This window comes from Sulfitobacter sp. 1A13421 (assembly GCF_043557285.1).
In the GTDB taxonomy this organism is placed as follows: domain Bacteria; phylum Pseudomonadota; class Alphaproteobacteria; order Rhodobacterales; family Rhodobacteraceae; genus Sulfitobacter; species Sulfitobacter faviae.
The window spans coordinates 292,437-310,201 of the sequence record NZ_JBIFFQ010000004.1; the positions used below are offsets into that span (position 1 = coordinate 292,437).

Annotated in this window: 18 protein-coding genes; 7 read left to right on the forward strand and 11 right to left on the reverse strand. The window is 62.3% G+C overall.

From position 1 onward, the window contains the following. Nucleotides 1-6: 6 nt before the first annotated feature. From ACGYLI_RS10380 to ACGYLI_RS10430, 11 genes are all read right to left on the reverse strand, one after another. Nucleotides 7-390 (reverse strand): MAPEG family protein, encoded by a 384-nt coding sequence (locus ACGYLI_RS10380; RefSeq protein WP_271691987.1) that lies wholly within the window; start codon nucleotides 388-390, stop codon nucleotides 7-9. A 79-nt stretch (nucleotides 391-469) separates the two neighbouring features. After that, entirely contained in the window at nucleotides 470-2,044 is a 1,575-nt protein-coding gene (gene odhB, locus ACGYLI_RS10385) for a 2-oxoglutarate dehydrogenase complex dihydrolipoyllysine-residue succinyltransferase (RefSeq protein WP_394419138.1), read from the reverse strand. 3 nt (nucleotides 2,045-2,047) lie between these two features. Then, complete coding sequence (locus ACGYLI_RS10390; protein WP_394419139.1) at nucleotides 2,048-5,008, reverse strand: 2-oxoglutarate dehydrogenase E1 component; 2,961 nt, start codon at nucleotides 5,006-5,008, stop codon at nucleotides 2,048-2,050. Between the two features lie 305 nt (nucleotides 5,009-5,313). After that, nucleotides 5,314-6,201 (reverse strand): succinate--CoA ligase subunit alpha, encoded by an 888-nt coding sequence (gene sucD / locus ACGYLI_RS10395; protein ID WP_067261915.1) that lies wholly within the window; start codon nucleotides 6,199-6,201, stop codon nucleotides 5,314-5,316. 52 nt (nucleotides 6,202-6,253) lie between these two features. Further along, entirely contained in the window at nucleotides 6,254-6,940 is a 687-nt protein-coding gene (locus tag ACGYLI_RS10400; protein ID WP_394419140.1) for a hypothetical protein, read from the reverse strand. A gap of 73 nt (nucleotides 6,941-7,013) precedes the next feature. Further along, on the reverse strand, nucleotides 7,014-7,307 hold the full coding sequence (locus ACGYLI_RS10405) for a hypothetical protein (RefSeq protein ID WP_394419141.1): 294 nt from the start codon (nucleotides 7,305-7,307) through the stop codon (nucleotides 7,014-7,016). A gap of 133 nt (nucleotides 7,308-7,440) precedes the next feature. Beyond that, entirely contained in the window at nucleotides 7,441-8,634 is a 1,194-nt protein-coding gene (gene sucC, locus ACGYLI_RS10410) for an ADP-forming succinate--CoA ligase subunit beta (protein WP_271691982.1), read from the reverse strand. A gap of 223 nt (nucleotides 8,635-8,857) precedes the next feature. Then, nucleotides 8,858-9,889 carry a MaoC family dehydratase gene (locus ACGYLI_RS10415; RefSeq protein WP_394419142.1) on the reverse strand — a complete coding sequence of 344 codons (1,032 nt, stop codon included), beginning with the start codon at nucleotides 9,887-9,889 and terminating at the stop codon, nucleotides 8,858-8,860. Continuing rightward, entirely contained in the window at nucleotides 9,889-10,092 is a 204-nt protein-coding gene (locus ACGYLI_RS10420; protein WP_067261906.1) for a DUF1737 domain-containing protein, read from the reverse strand. The genes ACGYLI_RS10415 and ACGYLI_RS10420 overlap by 1 nt, the downstream gene beginning before the upstream one ends. A 14-nt stretch (nucleotides 10,093-10,106) precedes the next feature. Next, nucleotides 10,107-10,664 carry an NnrU family protein gene (locus tag ACGYLI_RS10425; RefSeq protein WP_394419143.1) on the reverse strand — a complete coding sequence of 186 codons (558 nt, stop codon included), beginning with the start codon at nucleotides 10,662-10,664 and terminating at the stop codon, nucleotides 10,107-10,109. Next, entirely contained in the window at nucleotides 10,661-11,527 is an 867-nt protein-coding gene (locus tag ACGYLI_RS10430; protein ID WP_394419144.1) for an HpcH/HpaI aldolase/citrate lyase family protein, read from the reverse strand. Before ACGYLI_RS10430 ends, ACGYLI_RS10425 begins: the two co-directional genes overlap by 4 nt. 303 nt (nucleotides 11,528-11,830) lie before the next feature. On the opposite strand from ACGYLI_RS10430, the gene ACGYLI_RS10435 reads away from it, so the two are divergent. The 7 genes from ACGYLI_RS10435 (at nucleotide 11,831) to ACGYLI_RS10465 (ending at nucleotide 17,755) form a co-directional block, all read left to right on the forward strand. Further along, on the forward strand, nucleotides 11,831-12,157 hold the full coding sequence (locus ACGYLI_RS10435) for a hypothetical protein (RefSeq protein ID WP_067261901.1): 327 nt from the start codon (nucleotides 11,831-11,833) through the stop codon (nucleotides 12,155-12,157). Nucleotides 12,158-12,335: 178 nt separating this feature from the next. Continuing rightward, nucleotides 12,336-13,451 carry a PRC-barrel domain-containing protein gene (locus ACGYLI_RS10440; RefSeq protein WP_394419145.1) on the forward strand — a complete coding sequence of 372 codons (1,116 nt, stop codon included), beginning with the start codon at nucleotides 12,336-12,338 and terminating at the stop codon, nucleotides 13,449-13,451. A gap of 154 nt (nucleotides 13,452-13,605) precedes the next feature. Further along, entirely contained in the window at nucleotides 13,606-14,568 is a 963-nt protein-coding gene (gene mdh / locus ACGYLI_RS10445; protein WP_067261933.1) for a malate dehydrogenase, read from the forward strand. Nucleotides 14,569-14,819: 251 nt separating this feature from the next. Beyond that, a complete protein-coding gene (sdhC, locus tag ACGYLI_RS10450; protein ID WP_067261898.1) occupies nucleotides 14,820-15,203 on the forward strand; it encodes a succinate dehydrogenase, cytochrome b556 subunit in 384 nt (127 codons plus the stop codon). A gap of 11 nt (nucleotides 15,204-15,214) precedes the next feature. Continuing rightward, nucleotides 15,215-15,586: a succinate dehydrogenase, hydrophobic membrane anchor protein gene (sdhD, locus tag ACGYLI_RS10455; RefSeq protein ID WP_132446572.1), complete on the forward strand. Its 372-nt coding sequence runs from the start codon at nucleotides 15,215-15,217 to the stop codon at nucleotides 15,584-15,586. A 28-nt stretch (nucleotides 15,587-15,614) separates the two neighbouring features. Continuing rightward, nucleotides 15,615-17,420 carry a succinate dehydrogenase flavoprotein subunit gene (gene sdhA, locus ACGYLI_RS10460; RefSeq protein ID WP_209217448.1) on the forward strand — a complete coding sequence of 602 codons (1,806 nt, stop codon included), beginning with the start codon at nucleotides 15,615-15,617 and terminating at the stop codon, nucleotides 17,418-17,420. Further along, complete coding sequence (locus ACGYLI_RS10465; protein ID WP_394419146.1) at nucleotides 17,420-17,755, forward strand: hypothetical protein; 336 nt, start codon at nucleotides 17,420-17,422, stop codon at nucleotides 17,753-17,755. Before sdhA ends, ACGYLI_RS10465 begins: the two co-directional genes overlap by 1 nt. Nucleotides 17,756-17,765 lie beyond the last annotated feature (10 nt).

Consider the following 17,765-nt stretch of genomic DNA (forward strand, 5'->3'; position numbering starts at 1 on the left):
TGCCTTTCAGAGCGCGTGGAAATAGAGAACGGCGGTGGCGGCATAGCCCGCCAGCCAAGCGAGGGTCCGGATCGTCGGCACACCGAGGGCATAAACGATCAGATAGATGATCCGCGCGAGCAAGAAGACCTGCGCGGCCAAAAGCGTGGCGCTGTTATTGCGGCCCATGATCTCGACCAGCAGCACGGCGGGGGCGAAGATCGCCATGGCCACGACGGAGTTATCGAGCGCGCGGCCCAGACGGGCGGTCATGCCGGTGGTGGTGCGCGTCTCATCGCGCGAGGACATCAGGTAGCCCATCGAGAGTTGCCGGGTCGCGCCCAGCACCTGCAAGAGGATCGTCAGCATGACCAGAAGGCCATAGGCGGCGAGGAGGGTGGTTTCACTCATGGTCTGTGTCCTTTCGCTATGTGGGAAAACCCACGGGTCCACAGGTAGATAGGGCGGGGGTCGCCCCCCGCCCATAGTATCACAGATCCATCAACAGACGGCGCGGATCTTCCAGCATCTCTTTGACGCGGACGAGGAAGGTCACAGCACCTTTGCCGTCGATCAGGCGGTGGTCGTAGCTGAGCGAGATATACATCATCGGACGGATCACGACCTCGCCGTTGATCGCCATCGGACGGTCCTGAATTTTCGCCATGCCGAGGATGCCGGACTGCGGCGGGTTCAGGATGGGCGCGGTCATCAGCGAGCCGTAGACGCCACCGTTGGAGATGGTGAAGGTGCCGCCAGTCATGTCGGCCATGGTCAGCTTGCCGTCACGGGCTTTCTTGCCCATGGCGTTCACGGCCTTCTCGATTTCGGCAAAGGACATCGCGTCGGCGTCCTTGATCACCGGCACCACGAGGCCCGTGGGCGTGCCCGCGGCGACGCCCATATGGACGTAGTTCTTGTAGATCACGTCGGTGCCGTCGATCTCGGCGTTGACTTCGGGGATCTCTTTCAGCGCGTGGCAGCAGGCCTTGGTGAAGAAGGACATGAAGCCCATCCGAACGCCGTGCTTCTTCTCGAAGTCGGCCTTGTAGGCGTTGCGCAGGGCCATGACCTCGGTCATGTCGACCTCGTTGAAGGTCGTCAGGATCGCGGCGGTGTTCTGCGCTTCCTTCAGGCGGCGCGCCATGGTCTGCTTGAGGCGGGTCATCTTGACGCGCTCTTCGCGGGCGGCGTCATCGGGGGCGGAGGCTGCGCGGGGTGCTGCGGGTTTCGCCTCGGCTTTCGGCGCGGAGGCGCCTGCGGCCACGGCTTTGGCCACGTCTTCCTTCATCACGCGACCGTCACGGCCCGAAGCTGTGACCTGATCGCGGCTGATCCCCGCTTCGGCCATGGCTTTCTTGGCGGAAGGTGCGTCTTCGACATCTTTGCCATCGGCGGGCTTGGTCTCAGGCGCGGCACCGGCACCGGATTTGGCGTCTTCACCCTTGGGGGCAGCAGCGCCTGCGCCGGTGGTCAGCGCGGCCAGTGTGGCGGACGCTTCGACGGTGCTGCCTTCTTCGGCAAAGATTTCGGCCAGCACGCCTGCGGCGGGGGCGGGGACTTCGACGCTAACTTTGTCGGTCTCCAACTCGCAGAGCATTTCATCGGCTTCGACCTTGTCGCCGACCTTTTTGAACCAAGTGCTCACGGTCGCTTCGGTCACCGACTCGCCCAAGGTGGGCACTTGCACGTCGATGCTTTGACCTTCGCGGGCGGCGACTTCGGTAGCGCCTGCGTCGATGGCTTTGGGCGCATCGCCGCCACGGTCGGACTGGGAGGCGGCACCGGCGGCTTCCTTGGCCTTGGGCGCGGCGGCGGTGCCGCTGTCGCCTTCGCTGACATTGGCCAGAAGGGCGTCGACACCCACGGTGTCGCCTTCCTGCGCCACGATCTCGCTCAGGGTGCCAGCGACGGGGCTGGGCACTTCGACGGTGACCTTGTCGGTTTCCAGCTCGCAGAGCATTTCATCCACCGCAACGGTATCGCCGGGTTTCTTGAACCATGTGGCAACGGTGGCTTCTGTGACGGATTCGCCCAGCGTCGGGACGCGTACTTCGCTTGTCATGGTTTACTTTCCTTTGATGGTCAGCGCCTCGTCAACGAGGGCGGCTTGTTGTGCTTTGTGCTGGCTGGCCAGACCCGTGGCGGGCGAGGCCGAAGTGGCGCGGCCCACATAGGAGGCGCGGCCATGTTTCGCGTCGATGCGGCCCAGAACCCATTCGATGTTGGGCTCGATAAAGGACCACGCACCTTGGTTCTTGGGTTCTTCCTGACACCAGATCATCTCGGCCCCTTTGAAGCGTTCTAGCTCCTTCACGGCGGATTGCGCGGGGAAGGGGTAGAACTGCTCGAAGCGCAGGAGGTAGATGTCGTCGATGCCGCGGGCGTCACGCTCTTCCAGCAGGTCGTAATAGACCTTGCCCGAGCACATCACCACGCGCTTGATCTTGTCATCCGCGACCAGTTTGGTGTCGGAGTTGCCCTTTTCGGCGTCATCCCAAAGCACCCGGTGGAAGCTCGACCCGGTGGTGAATTCATCGGCCTTGCTGATGGCCAGCTTGTGGCGCAGCAGCGACTTGGGCGTCATCAACATCAGCGGCTTGCGGTAGCTGCGGTGCAGCTGGCGGCGCAGGATGTGGAAGTAGTTGGCGGGCGTGGTGCAGTTCGCCACGATCCAGTTGTCGCCGCCGCACATGGTGAGGAAACGCTCCAGACGGGCCGAGGAGTGCTCTGGCCCCTGACCCTCATAGCCATGCGGCATCAGGCAGACGAGGCCCGACATGCGCAGCCATTTGCTTTCACCGCTTGAGATGAACTGGTCGAACATGATCTGCGCGCCATTGGCGAAGTCGCCGAACTGCGCTTCCCAAAGCGTCAGCGCATTGGGTTCGGCCAGCGAGTAGCCATATTCAAAGCCCAGCACTGCATATTCGCTGAGCATCGAGTCGATGACTTCGTACTCGGCCTGACCTTCGCGGATGTGGTTCAGCGGGTAGTAGCGATCTTCGTTCTCTTGGTTGATGAAGGCCGAGTGGCGTTGGCTGAAGGTGCCGCGCGTGCTGTCCTGACCCGACAGACGGACCTTGTACCCCTCGGTCAGCAGGGAGCCGAAGGCGAGCGCCTCTGCCGTGGCCCAGTCGAAGCCCTCACCGCTTTCGAACATCTTCTTCTTCGCGTCGAGCAGACGGCCGATGGTCTTGTGCAGCGGGAAGCCCTCGGGCGCACTGGTGATCGCATTGCCGACATCTTGCAGCGTCTCGGGGGCGATGGCGGTTTTGCCGCGTTGGTAGGACTTGTTCTTTTTGTCCATGCCGGACCATTTGCCGTCGAGCCAGTCGGCCTTGTTCGGGCGGTAGTCTTTCCCGGCCTCGAACTCATCATTCAGATGGTTCTGGAAGGCGGTCTTCATGTCTTCGATCTCCCCCTCGGGGATCAGACCGTCGGCCACCAGACGCGAGGTATAAAGGCTCAGCGTGGTTTTCTGTTTCTTGACGCTCTTGTACATCACCGGGTTGGTGAACATCGGCTCATCGCCTTCGTTGTGACCGAAGCGGCGGTAGCAGAAGATGTCGATGACCACGTCCTTGTGGAACTTCTGGCGGAACTCGGTCGCGACGCGGGCGGCGTGGACCACGGCTTCGGGGTCATCGCCGTTGACGTGGAAGATCGGCGCCTCGACGACCAGCGCGTTGTCGGTCGGATAGGGCGAGGAGCGCGAGAAATGCGGCGCGGTGGTAAAGCCGATCTGGTTGTTCACCACGATATGCATGGTGCCGCCGGTTTTGTGGCCCTTGAGGCCCGAAAGCGCGAAACATTCGGCCACGACACCTTGACCCGCAAAAGCCGCGTCGCCGTGCAGCAGTACGGGCATGACGGCGGTGCGGTCCTCGTCGTTCAATTGGTCCTGCTTGGCGCGGACCTTCCCCAGCACCACGGGGTTCACCGCCTCTAGGTGGGAGGGGTTCGCGGTGAGCGACAGGTGCACGGAGTTGCCGTCAAACTCACGGTCGGACGAGGCGCCGAGGTGGTATTTCACATCGCCCGAGCCATCCACATCGTCAGGTTTGAAGCTGCCGCCTTGGAACTCGTTAAAGATCGCGCGGTAGGGTTTCTGCATGACGTTAGCGAGGACCGACAGACGGCCCCGGTGGGGCATGCCGATGACGATGTCCTTGACGCCCAACTGGCCGCCGCGCTTGATGATCTGCTCCATCGCCGGAACAAGGCTTTCGCCGCCATCAAGGCCGAAACGCTTGGTGCCCATGTATTTGACGTGCAGGAACTTCTCGAAACCCTCGGCTTCGACCAGCTTGCTCAGGATCGCCTTGCGGCCTTCCTTGGTAAAGGCGATTTCCTTGCCGTAGCCTTCGATCCGTTCTTTCAGCCAACCGGCCTGCTCGGGGTCGGAAATATGCATATATTGCAGCGCGAAGGTGCCGCAGTAGGTCGAGCGGACGATGCCGACGATCTGCTTCATGGTGGCCACTTCAAGGCCCAGCACATTGTCGATGAAGATCGGGCGGTCCATGTCGGCATCGGTGAAACCGTAGGACTTGGGGTCAAGCTCGGGCTGTTCGCCCATGTCGCGCATGCCCAGAGGGTCGAGCGTCGCGGCGAGGTGGCCACGAATGCGGTAGGCGCGGATCAGCATGAGCGCGCGGATACTGTCGAGCACGGCGGCGCGGATTTGATCGTCGGAAACGGGCACGCCCTTTTCCTCGGCCTTTTTCTTGATCTTCTCGCCTGCGGCCTTCGCCTCGGTCGGTTCGGGCCAGACGCCGGTCAGCGCGCCCATCACCTCGCTCTGCGGGGCGGGGGGCCAATCGGGGCGTGCCCAAGAGGGGCCAGCGGCCTCGGCTTGCGCGGTTTCGGCGTCATCGCCCATCGCCGCAAAGAACGTTTGCCATGCCTCGTCAACCGCGTTGGGATCGTTGGCATAGCGGGCGTACATCGCCTCAAGATATTCCGCGTTGTCGCCTTCCATAAAGGAAGAGGCGTGGAATTGTTCGTTGGCGGGTTGGTCGGTCATTGGGTCACCTTTGTTCGGCGGGGCAGACGGGACAGGGTCAGAATCAGGGTCGGTCTATAGTCAGGCCCGGGGCGGGGGGCCATAGGTATCGAAGGCGGAGGTGCAGGGCCCTGCGAGGCCGCCGGGTCGGGCGCTTGCCCGCGGGCCGGCGCCGGGCGAAAGCGGGCAGAGATTGACCGCGGTCTGAATGTGCATCTTGCCCTCCTTCGCTGTCGGCGGCGCCGGGTGGTTTTTATCAAGACCCCGCAAAACATAGTGCTTTGCGGAGTGGGTCAATGGGCGGGCCGTGGCCCGCCCGGCAGGCATCAGCCCTTGTCGATCGCTTCTTTGACCGCTTCGCCCAATGTGGCGGGGCTGTCGGCGACCACGATCCCGGCTTCTTTCATCGCTTCGATCTTGCTCTCCGCGTCGCCCTTGCCACCGGCGACGATCGCGCCTGCGTGGCCCATGCGGCGTCCGGGAGGGGCGGTGCGGCCTGCGATGAAACCAGCTGTGGGCTTCCAACGGCCCTTCTTCTTCTCATCGGCGAGGAACTGTGCCGCTTCCTCTTCGGCGGAGCCGCCGATTTCGCCGATCATGATGATCGACTGTGTCTCGTCATCGGCAAGGAACATCTCCAGCACGTCGATATGCTCGGTCCCTTTGATCGGGTCGCCACCGATGCCCACGGCGGAGGATTGGCCGAGGCCCATGTCGGTGGTCTGCTTGACGGCCTCATAGGTCAGGGTGCCCGAGCGCGACACGACGCCGACGGAGCCGCGACGGTGGATGTGGCCCGGCATGATGCCGATCTTGCAGGCATCGGGCGTGATGACACCGGGGCAGTTCGGGCCGATGAGGCGCGACTTGGAGCCTTCGAGCGCGCGGGCGACGCGAGCCATGTCCAGAACCGGGATGCCTTCAGTGATGCAGACGATCAGCTCCATCTCGGCGTCGATCGCCTCAAGGATCGAGTCGGCAGCGAAGGGGGGCGGGACGTAGATCACGGAGGCATTGGCCTCGGTCGCGTGTTTGGCTTCGTGCACGGAGTTGAAGACCGGCAGGTCGAGATGCGTTTGACCGCCTTTGCCGGGTGTCACGCCGCCGACCATCTTGGTGCCATAGGCGATGGCCTGTTCGGTGTGGAACGTCCCCTGCGAGCCGGTCAGACCCTGACAGATGACTTTGGTGTTTTCGTTGACTAGTACGGCCATGATTTCTTCCTTGGTCGGTGATGTTTAATCCCGGGGGCAGGCCCCGGGGGCGTCAGACGCGGTGCGCCCGGTTGGTGGGATGGGCCGTGGCAGGCGCAGGGCCGGGCCACAGCAGGATGGCGACGAGGAACATGACCGGGATGCCAAGCTCCCCGATCTCCTCGACGACGAAGGCGGTGCGTTCGGCATCGGCGCTGACCTCGATCCCCAGCGGGGCGAGTTTGCGCGCGATGCCGTCGAGCAGTTTGTAAGCGACGGTGAAACCGATCCCTAGCAGGACCGCCCCCGCCCAAGCGCGGCCCCGAAACAGGGCCGTGAGATAGGGCCGGGCGTGACGCCAGAGCATCAGCAGGATCGCGGTGACGATCAGCGCAAGGATCAGCGCGGCGATTAGCCGCTCGCCCAGCGGGACACCCTCACCGGTATATTGGCGGGCTTTGAACAGGCCGCGGGTGAAAAGGCTTTTGTCGAGGTCCAACTCGCGCGCTGCCATGACCGCCAGCACCAGCGGCAGATACCAGACCCGCAGCACCGCGGCGCGCAGGGTCCAGACCAATGCGAGAATGCAAAGGATGTAACCCACGACGGAGAGGCTTTCGTAAAAGCCGCCTTCGGCCAGCAGGGTGGTTTGGGTGGCGGCGGGGAGGCCGTTCACGACGACCATCTGCGCGGCAAAGGCCAGGATCAGGGCAAGGATCACCCACCAGCCTGCACGTGAAGAGGCAAACGCCTGTGTCATCGGCCCGCCTTTCGCGGGGCGCTGTCGCGCTTGGCCGCATGTTGAATAAAGGGGGCGAGCGACAGCACGGGCATCAGTAAAGCTGCTCATCTTGATCGACCAACAGGTCCAGCACCCGCAGGGTCAGCAGACCCGCGCCCATGACCATGAGGCTGCGGCCAATGGAGCCGGTGAGGTTCGACGGCAGGATCATCGCCAGCCCGTTGCGGGATTTCCGTGCCGCGCGGCTGAACCCGCGGTCGCGGCGGCGGTGGTTGGCGGCTTCGGGCAGACGCAGGGCCGCGGGTTGCCACTGCCGGATCAGAATTCCAGCCCCCAATAGCGCAATACCCGTCAGAACGGGGGAGGATTTGGGAGATTGATCCATACTGACCTCATTGCATCATCGGGTGGGCGCGGCGCGGTGTCGTCGCATCTGCCCCGCCGTCATGGGGCGGCGGGAACGGTGATATCGACCAAGCCTGCGGGGCACAGTGCCCCGCAGGCATGGCCGAAAAGGCTTAGCCTTTGACCGCTTTCACGATCTTCTGCGCGCCATCTTTCAGGTCGTCGGCGGCGATGACGTCGAGACCGGAGTTGTTGATGATCGCCTTGCCTTCTTCGACGTTGGTGCCTTCGAGACGGACAACCAGCGGCACTTTCAGACCGACTTCTTTCACCGCGGCGACAACGCCCTCGGCGATGACGTCACAGCGCATGATGCCGCCGAAGATGTTCACGAGGATGCCTTTGACGTTCTCATCGGAGGTGATGATCTTGAAAGCTTCGGTCACCTTCTCTTTCGTCGCGCCACCGCCCACGTCGAGGAAGTTGGCAGGCTCGGCCCCGTAGAGTTTGATGATGTCCATCGTCGCCATGGCAAGGCCCGCGCCGTTCACCATGCAGCCGATCTCACCGTCGAGCGCGATGTAGTTCAGGTCATACTTGGAGGCTTCGAGTTCCTTAGCGTCTTCCTCGGTCTCGTCGCGCAGGTTGGCGATGTCGGGCTGGCGGTACATGGCGTTGCCGTCGAAACCGACCTTGGCGTCGAGCACCTTGAGTTCGTTGCCGGGCATGACGATCAGCGGGTTGATCTCGAGCATCTCCATGTCCTTCTCGATGAAGGCTTTGTAGAGCTGACCCATCAGCTTGACGCATTGCTTGACGGCGGCGCCCTCAAGACCCAGCGAGAAGGCAACGCGGCGGCCGTGATAGGGCTGGTAGCCGGTGGCCGGGTCGACGGAGAAGCTGAGGATTTTCTCAGGTGTCGCTTCAGCGACTTCTTCAATGTCCATGCCGCCTTCGGTGGAGCAGACAAAGGAGATGCGGCTGGTCTGACGGTCGACCAGCAGGGCAAGGTACAACTCACGCTCGATGTCGGAGCCGTCTTCGATGTAGATGCGGTTGACCTGCTTGCCTGCCGGGCCGGTCTGGTGCGTGACCAGTGTTTTGCCCAGCATCTTCTTGGCTTCCTCGGCCGCTTCTTCCACGGATTTGGCCAGGCGCACGCCGCCCTTTTCGCCAGCGGCGGCTTCTTTGAAGCTGCCCTTGCCGCGACCGCCTGCGTGAATCTGCGCTTTGACAACCCAGAGGGGCCCGTCCATTTCGCCGGCTGCGTTCTTGGCGTCTTCTGCCTTCAGCACAACGCGGCCGTCGGAGACAGGGGCGCCATAGCTGCGCAGGAGGGCTTTTGCCTGATATTCGTGGATGTTCATGAAAACGGTCCCGTTTCTGTTCCAGTTGCCCCGTAGTATGGGGATGACTTTCGTTCCTGTAAGGGTTTTTTCGGAGAAAGCCGGGTTTGACCAGCTAAAAATGAGTTTTGTGATCACACGATAAATACGTGTGATCACATTTCCGCTCAGCGGCTCCGAATCGGCTGATTTTTGCTTGAATAAGGGGGGATAGGCCGCCCCACGGAAGGGGCGGACCGGCTGTTTAGCGCGGCATGAGCGCCCAGTAATCGAGGTCAAGCAAAACCTCGGAGCGGTATTTTCCGGCCTCATCGCGCAGCTCGAAGGGGGCGCCGCCCTTGGTCGCCACAAGGCGCAGACGCAGCGCACCGACACCGGGGGCCGACGTCTCGGCCTTGTCGAGCACTTCGGTCCAGGCCCGGACGGTATCGCCCGCAAGGCAGGGGTTGGCATGGGCGCCGCCGTTCAGCCCCACGACCATCTGCGCATTGGCCAGCCCGTTAAAGGACAGCGCGCGGGCCATGGAGATTACATGACCGCCATAGATCAGCCGCGAGCCGCCGGGGCGGGCGGAGGTGTCGAAATGCACCTTGGCGGTGTTCTGCCACAGGCGCGTGGCCATCATGTGTTCGGCTTCCTCAATCGTGACACCGTCGACATGGTCGATCTTTTCGCCGACCTCATAATCGCCCCAGCGGTGCGGCTCCCCGGCGCGGGCGAAGTCGTAATTGGTAAAGTCGAGGCCCTGCGGGATGTGCAATTGATCCACGGTCAGCGCATCGGGCAGGTCGGGCACTATGGTCTCGGGCGCGGGGGCGTCGAGATCGCCTTTTCGGACCATGACCCAGCGGACATAGTCGAGCACCTTTTCGTCGTTTTGGTTCAGCCCCGTGGTGCGGACCCAGACAACGCCGGTCTTGCCGTTGGAGTTTTGTTTGAGGCCGATCACCTCGCTTTCCGCACGCAGCGTGTCTCCGGGCCAGACGGGGCGCAGCCAGCGGCCCTGCGCATAGCCCAGATTTGCCACGGCATTGAGCGAGACATCGGGCACGGTTTTGCCAAAGACGATGTGAAAGGCGATCATATCGTCGAGCGGGATGGCCTTCAGCCCGCAGGACTGGGCGAAACTGTCGGCGGAATAGAGCGCGTGCCGGGCGGGGTAGAGCGCGTGATAAAGCGCGCGTTCGCCCGCGCCGACTGTGCGGGGCACCGCGTGATGCAGCACCTCGCCCAGTTTGTAGTCTTCGAAAAAGCGGCCCCGGTTGGTCTTGCTCATCACTGCTCGCCCAATTTGGTGTCGGGCGAATAGGTGCCGGGGGCGTCTTTCACCACGGCTTGGCCGCAGCGCATGACCCCGGCCTTGTGGTCCCATGTTTGGGTGGGAGAGCCGTAAAGCTCCCAGCCTTTGTTCAGCGCATCGGTGACTTTGTGGCAAAAGGCGGATGTGTCTTCTTCGGAGAGGAATCGGTAAACTTTCATGGAAGGCTCCGGGATCAATGGGGGAAGGGGATGACGCCGAGCCATGTGTGAATGCCGGCGACGAGAACGAAGAGGATCGTGGAGATCACGATGAGGCGGATATAGGTGGCGCGGCCTGCGCGGGGCGGGGGTGTCCAGCCCGGCTCGGCGCGGTTGATCAAGATCACCTCGCTCACCGCCCAGCCGAGCATGGTGCCGAAGAGCAGGATGGAGGCGAGATCGCCGTTCACCAGCAGGTGCGCCGTGGCCCAGATTTTCACCGCCAGCAGTTGCGGGTGGCGGGTTTTATAAGCGGGCCATGCTTTGGCGCCCTTAGCAGCACTTGAGCCGAAGACCCAGAAAGCCAGCACCATTAGAAGATTGTTGATGTGCGTCAGGAAGCTGGGCGGGTTCCAAACGGGAATGAACTCCGCCGCGCGGTAGCCCCAGATGATGAGGGCCAGCGCCAGGACCAATGCGGCGGCCACCGCGCCCCGGCCTGCGGTGCCCATCTGCGTCAGTTGGGCAGGCATCAAGCGTTTGAAGAGATGGGCCCCGATCCAAAGGATCAGGCCGAGGATGAGGATTGTCATGTCGAAGGCTCCGGGCTCATGGCTGCAATTGCCGCCAGTTTTGCCAGTGTTTCGCGGGCGGTGGCAACATGGAGATTTTCCACGATTTTACCGTCGACGACCGCCACGCCCTGACCTGCGGCCTGTGCCTCTTCATAGGCGTCGATCTGGCGGCGGGCGAGGGCGGCTTCTTCCTCTGACGGGGTAAAGGCCGCATTGGCGATGTCGAGCTGTGCGGGGTGGATCAGGGTTTTGCCGTCAAAGCCCATGTCGCGGCCCTGTTCGCATTCGGCGCGCAGGCCGTCTTCGTCTTTGAACGCGTTATACACCCCGTCGATGATCGCCACGCCATGCGCTTTGGCGGCCAGCAGGCAAAGCCCGAGGCCGGTCATCAGCGGCAGCCGGTCGGGGCGGAAGCGGGTTTGCAGGTCTTTCGCCAGATCGTTGGTGCCCATGACCATCGCCTGCAACTGGCGGTGCCCGGCGATGGCGGCAGCATTCAACATGGCGCCCGGGGTTTCCATCATAGCCCAAAGGGGGATGTCGCCCACGATCTCGGCCAGCGCTTCGAGATCGGCGGGGGATCCGACCTTGGGCAGGAGAATCGCATCGGGGTTCATTGCGGCGGCGGCGCGGGCGTCATCGGCGCCCCATTCGGTATCGAGCCCGTTGATCCGCACCACCCGCATCCGCGCGCCGTAGCCGCCTTCGGCCAGTGCCTCGGCCAATGTTTCACGTGCAGCGACCTTCTCATCGGGGGAAACGGCATCTTCTAGGTCGAAGATCACCGCGTCGCAGGCCAATCCGCGAGCTTTGTCCAAGGCACGGGGCTTGGAGCCCGGAATGTAGAGAACGGAACGCAGGGGGCGGGTTGTGGCGGTCATGAGAGGCTCCTCAGGCAGGGCGGCGCGCTGGCCGCCTAACATTGTTGCGCACAGAGGGGCATTTTTGTGCGAAAACTTCAAGGCAAAACATGCCGCGACGCAGCGAAGCTGTTGGGGTGATTTCCGCGCGGCGGATTAACCAGTCTTTCAGCCTTGGGGCGCACTCTCTGTTGCGTCGCATCTGAGGCAGTTTCCAGCGCAGCGGATGCAGTCATTTCAACCAAGGCTGCTTTGGGGCCAGTGCGAAAGACGGCGCATTGCCATCCTCCAAGGATCACGCCTTTCGATACGAAGGCAGATGCTATGACAGGTTTCGTTAAATTTCTTCACCTCGCGGCGCTCACCGCCGCTTCGGCGATTGTGCTGGCCACCACGACCGAGGCGCAGACGCCGCGCAATTGCGCGCCGCGCGATCATGTGGTGCTGCGGCTGGCCGATGGCTATGGCGAGACGCGCCAGTCCATGGGGCTAGGCGGCGATAATGCGGTGGTTGAGGTTTTCGCCTCCGACCAGACGGGCAGTTGGACGATCACGGTCACCGGGGTCAACGGCATCACCTGTCTCGTCGCCTCGGGCCAAGGGTTCGAGGCGCTGGCGGAGGAGTTGCCCGCCAAGGGCGAAGACGCCTGAGGGCGGAATATATCGGGGAAGCGCGGGCGGCCTAGGGCCACCTTTTCCATGTTTGGGGCTTGCCGATGCTTGGGCGAAGTCCCGCACATTTATTTGTGCCGCCGTGGAACTGGAAAGGGCCATCCGGGTTGTGGTTCCAGAAGAGCAAGCAACGCTCATTTTTGGAAGGAGACCTACAATGAAACGTTTTCTGAGCACCACGGCCATCGTATTGACCATGACCGGCGCAGCCTTTGCTGACGCGCATTCCGAAGGCTTTGGCAACGTTGCCGTAGAGCAGACAGATTTCCTTGCATCCGACCTGATCGGCATGCGCATCTACAACTCCGAAGCCGAAGTTGACGCGGCCACCCCCGTCGCCGATGGCGCTGAGCAGGAGTGGGATGACATTGGCGAGATTAACGACATCATCGTGTCGCAGGACGGCGAAGTGACTGCCGTGATCCTCGGCATCGGCGGCTTCCTTGGCATGGGCGAACGTGACGTTTCCATCTCCATGGACAAGATTCGCATCCTGAATGACGAAGGCGGCGAGCGCTTCCTTGTTGTGAACACCTCGAAAGAGATGCTGGAGCAGGCGCCTGAGTTCGAACGTCCCATGATGGATGGCGAGCAGATGGAAGGCGACGCCATGAACGAGACTGACGCGAACGTCACCGTCATCAACGGCGAGACCGAAGCCGAAGAAATGGCGAACGATGTCGAAGCCGAGACCGAGGAAATGGCCAATGACGTAGAGGCCGAGACCGAGGAACTGGTGCAAGACACCGAGAACACGGCCGAGAACCTTGAAGCCGAGACCGAAGAGATGGCCAATGACGTAGAGGCCGAATCCCAGGAAATGGCGCAAGAAGCCGAAACCATGATGGAGAACGCCGAAGCCGAGACAGAAGAAGCTGTCAACGAAGCGGAAGCCAACACCACCGTGATCACAGGTGACGAAACCGTTGAGCGTGAACTGCTGCCGCGCCCCGAAGTTGAGCGTGAAGGCTATGCCAATGCCGAAGCCGAGATGATCGAGCAGATGAGCGCCGAAGACCTCGAAGGCTCCTATGTCTATGGTGCCAACGATGAGACCGTCGGTGAAATCGACTCGCTGCTGATCGGCGACAACGGCCAGATTGACCGTGTTGTCATCAACGTGGGCGGTTTCCTTGGTCTGGGCGAAAAGCCGGTGGCCGTGACATTTGACGAACTTCAGGTTCTGCAAAACGTGGAAGGCGACGACGTGCGCATCTACATCGACAGCACCGAAGAGCGTCTGGAATCGCAGCCTGAGTACCAAGGCGACTAATCCTTCGCCTTAAGGTTTAGCAATTGGCCGCCCCTCGGGGCGGCCTTTTTCGTGGTGAGGGCAGGGGTTAGCCGCCCGCCGATGCTGCAACTTGCACGGGACCGTGCATTTCGGTATCTCCGGCGCAAATGAAACCTCTGTCGGAGACATGACCATGGCCAGACCCAAAATCGCGCTTATCGGCGCGGGGCAAATCGGCGGCACTCTCGCCCATCTCGCAGCGTTGAAAGAATTGGGCGATGTCGTCCTGTTCGACATTGCCGAGGGCACCCCTGAGGGCAAAGCTCTCGATATCGCGTCGTCGGGCCCCTCAGGCAAGTTCGACGCCACCATGTCGGGCACCCAAGACTACGCCGACATCGCCGGCGCGGACGTCTGCATCGTCACCGCCGGTGTGGCGCGCAAGCCGGGCATGAGCCGCGACGACCTCTTGGGCATCAACCTCAAGGTTATGAAATCCGTGGGCGAGGGCATTGCCAAGCACGCCCCCGACGCTTTCGTGATCTGCATCACCAACCCGCTCGACGCGATGGTTTGGGCGCTGCGTGAATTCTCGGGCCTGCCGCACAACAAGGTTTGCGGCATGGCAGGGGTTCTCGATTCTGCGCGTTTCCGCCACTTCCTCGCGACCGAATTCAACGTGTCCATGAAAGACGTCACCGCCTTCGTTCTGGGCGGTCACGGCGACACGATGGTGCCGCTGGTACGTTATTCCACCGTCGCAGGCATCCCGCTGCCCGATCTGGTCAAGATGGGTTGGACCACGCAGGACAAGCTCGACGCGATCGTGCAGCGCACCCGTGATGGCGGTGCCGAGATCGTGGGCCTGTTGAAGACCGGTTCGGCCTTCTACGCGCCTGCTACCTCCGCGATCGAGATGGCCGAAGCCTATCTCAAGGACCAAAAGCGCGTTCTGCCCGCAGCGGCGCATGTCGATGGGGCCTACGGCTTGAACGGCTTCTACGTGGGCGTGCCCACCGTGATCGGCGCAGGCGGTGTTGAGCGTGTCGTCGAGATTTCGATGAACAAAGACGAGCAGGCAATGTTCGACAATTCCGTTAACGCGGTCAAAGGTCTGGTCGAAGCCTGCAAAGGCATCGACGAGAGCCTCGCCTAAGCCTCAAGGCATATGCGTTCGAAAGCGCGTCCCAATCGGGGCGCGCTTTTTCGTTCGGGGGTGGGCAGTTTTGTGATCACACGATAATCTGCTGTGATCACAAAAGCGGGCAGGACCACATCACTCTGTCATTTTTCCACCGAAACACCGGCCAAACCCCGCAGATTCCCCGCAGTTCCCCGTGACAGTCCTGTAAAAACCGCTATCAAGATGCAAAGCACAGGACAAAGCACAGGACAAAGGACCGCGCCATGGCCGATGTGAACCGGGGTAACCGCCCGCTTTCCCCGCATTTGACGATCTACCGCCCTCAATTGACCTCCATGACGTCGATTCTCACCCGGATCACCGGCAACGCGATGCTGATTACCGCGCTGCTGATCGTGTGGTGGTTCCTCGCCGCGGCCACGTCGCTTGAGTATTTCGACACGGTGAACGGGATCATGACCAGCTGGTTCGGTGATCTGGTCTTTACCCTGTCGCTTTTGGGCCTGTGGTATCACACGCTGGCCGGTGTTCGGCACCTGATCTGGGACACGGGCCGCATGCTCGATATCCCCACCGCGGAAAAGCTGGGCTGGACCGTGCTGATCGGATCGGTCGTGCTGACCATCCTGACCATCATCATCGTTTGAGGAGCGACACCATGGCATACATGACAGATCGCAAACGCGCCCGCGGCCTTGGCTCGGCGAAAACCGGCACCGCGCATTTCTGGGCGATGAAAGTCTCCTCGCTGGCGCTGTTGGTGCTGATCCCGCTGTTCGTCTTTACCTTCGGCAGCGCGCTTGGCGGCACATATGAAGAGATCCTTGCCTATTACGCGCGGCCCTTCCCGGCCATCGTGGCGGCGCTGACGCTGATCGTGGGCTTTAAACATTTCAATGACGGCGTGCAGGTGCTGATCGAGGACTATGTCCATGGGCTGGCCAACAAAGTCGCTCTCATCGTGATGACCATCATCAGCTACGGCGCAGCAGCGGTTGGCGTTTTCGCCATCGCCAAGCTCGCCCTGTAACAATACGCCCAAACGGGAGACCGATTAAATGGCAGCATATGAATACGAAACCCACGAATATGACGTTGTCGTGGTGGGGGCAGGCGGTGCTGGTCTGCGCGCGACTTTGGGCATGGCGGAGCAGGGGCTGCGCACGGCTTGTATTTCCAAGGTGTTCCCGACCCGCAGCCACACCGTGGCGGCGCAGGGTGGCATCGCCGCGTCCTTGAGCAACATGGGCCCCGACAATTGGCAGTGGCATATGTATGACACTGTCAAGGGCTCGGACTGGCTGGGCGATACCGATGCGATGGAATACCTCGCCCGCGAAGCGCCCAAGGCGGTTTACGAGCTTGAGCATTACGGCGTGCCCTTCTCGCGCACCGAAGAGGGCAAGATCTACCAGCGTCCTTTCGGCGGCCACACCACCGAATTCGGCGAAGGCCCGCCCGTGCAGCGCACCTGCGCCGCCGCTGACCGGACCGGTCACGCGATCCTGCACACGCTTTACGGCCAGTCGCTGAAGCAGAGCGCGGAATTCTTTATCGAATATTTCGCCATCGACCTGATCATGTCGGACGACGGTGTCTGCCAAGGTGTGCTCTGCTGGAAACTCGACGACGGCACCATGCATCTGTTCAGCGCCAAGATGGTCGTGCTGGCGACAGGCGGCTATGGCCGCGCCTATTTCTCGGCGACCTCCGCACATACCTGCACCGGCGACGGCGGCGGCATGGCGGCCCGTGCGGGGCTGCCGCTGCAAGACATGGAATTCGTCCAGTTCCACCCCACCGGCATCTACGGCGCGGGCTGCCTCATCACCGAAGGTGCGCGCGGCGAGGGGGGCTACCTCACCAACTCCGAAGGCGAGCGCTTCATGGAGCGCTATGCGCCCACCTATAAGGATCTGGCGTCGCGCGACGTGGTCTCGCGCTGCATGACCATGGAAATCCGCGAAGGCCGCGGCGTGGGTGAGAACAAGGATCACATCCACCTGCACCTCAACCACCTGCCCCCGGAAACGCTGGACCTGCGCCTGCCGGGCATCTCGGAATCCGCGCGCATCTTTGCGGGTGTGGATCTCACGAAAGAGCCGATCCCGGTGCTGCCGACGGTGCACTACAACATGGGCGGCATCCCCACGAACTACTGGGGCGAGGTGCTGAACCCGACCGCCGACAACCCCGATGCCGTAGCACCCGGCCTGATGGCTGTGGGCGAGGCGGGCTGTGCCTCGGTACATGGGGCGAACCGTCTGGGTTCCAACTCGCTCATCGACCTCGTGGTCTTTGGTCGCGCCGCCGCGATCCGTGCGGCCAAGATCGTCGACGCCGACAGCCCGGTGCCCGCGCCGAACCTCAAATCGGTCGAGAAGGCTTTTGATCGCTTCGATGGTCTGCGCAATGCCAAAGGCGGCACGCCGACCGCCGAACTGCGTCTTGAGATGCAAAAGACCATGCAGGCCGATGCCGCCGTTTTCCGCACCGATAAGACGTTGGAGGAAGGCCGCAAGAAGATGATCGACGTGGCCGACAAGCTGAACGATCTGCATGTCACGGACCGCAGCCTCGTGTGGAACTCGGACCTGATGGAGACGCTGGAGCTGACCAACCTCATGCCCAACGCCACCGCCACGATCACCGCCGCCGCCGCGCGGAAAGAGAGCCGGGGCGCGCATGCGCATGAGGATTACCCGGACCGGAACGACGACGAATGGCGCAAGCATTCGCTGGCATGGTTCGATGGCAACGACGCCAAGCTGACCTACCGCGCCGTGCATCTCGATCCGCTGACCAAGGAAGACGAAGGCGGCATCGACATGAAGAAGATCGCCCCCAAGGCACGGGTGTATTGATGGTCCGCACAGCACTCATCGCGGCCACGCTGCTCGGTCTGTCGGGCTGTGTGGAGGTTCAGCAGGCGGTGGATGACACCGCCCGCCAGACCTCCAAAGGCGTGGTGACCGAGGTTCTGGCCACCCGTTTCCCGCAGGTGCCGAAAGAGCTGATCACCCCCTTCACCGATTGCATCATCGACAATGCCGATGCGCTGGAGCTGCGCGAATTGGCCCGCGCCACCGTGGTTGGCGTGGATGACACAACAACGGGCACCGTGCGCACCATCCTGTCGCGCCCCGAGACCCGTACCTGCCTGCTGGCCGCCGCGCCCGCAGCCGGTCTGACGCTTTAGGAGACGCATA